Raw genomic sequence first — 1,032 nt, 5'->3', positions numbered from 1 at the left:
TTGCGTGCCGCTTTGCTTCGGCATCCGCTCCACAAAGGACGCTTAATGATTGAAATATCTGAATTTGTCTTAAGAAATAATCCTGAACAATCAGCGCACTTTCTTGAACAAATTAAAACACTTGGAATGAATCTCGCACTCGATAATTTTGGAACAGGTTATTCGTCTCTGACCTATCTCGTACGTTATCCATTTGATATGGTTAAACTTGATCGTTCACTTATCTCAATCGACTCTCTTAAGAAGAAAATTGTTCTAAAGTCTATCATTAATATGGCAACAGATCTTAATTTGCAAATTATCGCAGAAGGTGTTGAAAATGAAAAAGAAGCAATCTTCCTCCGTCAAGAAGGTTGTAAATATGTTCAAAGTACACTTGTGACGAAACCGATTGCCATAGAAGAATTAATTACGCTCGTTCAGAGCCATTTCCCTTATAAAATAAAAACATAAGGGATAAAATAACGTGTAAAGTTAAAAAGCTTAGAAAAAACTCTACGCGTGTCCCATTTCAGAAGCAAGATAAGTTGGATCGATACCCATGCGTGTTAAACTTTTATCATACTTGCAGCTTAAATCGCTTTCAAAAAGAAAACTAGGTGATGTAGAACTGATTAGCCACCCATTTGTAGAAATTTCTGCCTCAAGTTGCCCCGCTTTCCATCCAGCATAGCCTAATGCGACCAGTGCATGTTGCGGACCTTGTTCGCAACTGATCGCTTTTAATATATCAATTGTCGCAGTAAAACAGATCTTATCTGCAATAAAAACAGTTTCTTCACAAGCATAATCATCTGAATGAAGGACAAAACCACGCGAAGGATCAACAGGACCACCATAGCGAACTGGAAAATTTTTTATCGGTTCAGAAAGACTTTTTTTTTGGCCACTGTCTATGATTCCTAAGTGAAGCAAAAGCTCTGGAAAATCAATATGATGCAATTGATTGAGAATGATGCCCATCGCACCAGCATCAGAATGCGCGCAAATATAAATAACAGAACGAATAAAGCGTTTGTCATTCATTCCAGG

The 1,032-nt window shown here is 37.6% G+C and carries 2 protein-coding genes; one reads left to right on the top strand and one right to left on the bottom strand.

The genetic code is table 11. The annotated features are described in order from the left end of the window. On the top strand, window positions 1-453 hold a 453-nt coding region (locus ACFIO3_RS13810; protein WP_375704658.1), incomplete at its 5' end, for an EAL domain-containing protein. A gap of 42 nt (window positions 454-495) precedes the next feature. On the opposite strand, the gene ACFIO3_RS13805 is transcribed toward ACFIO3_RS13810, so the two are convergent. Then, the coding region (locus tag ACFIO3_RS13805; protein ID WP_375704657.1) for a YqgE/AlgH family protein at window positions 496-1,032 on the bottom strand (537 nt) is incomplete at its 5' end.

It is taken from the genome of Bartonella sp. AD328YNZD, assembly GCF_042196425.1.
This window is presented reverse-complemented; position numbering and strand designations above follow the sequence as displayed.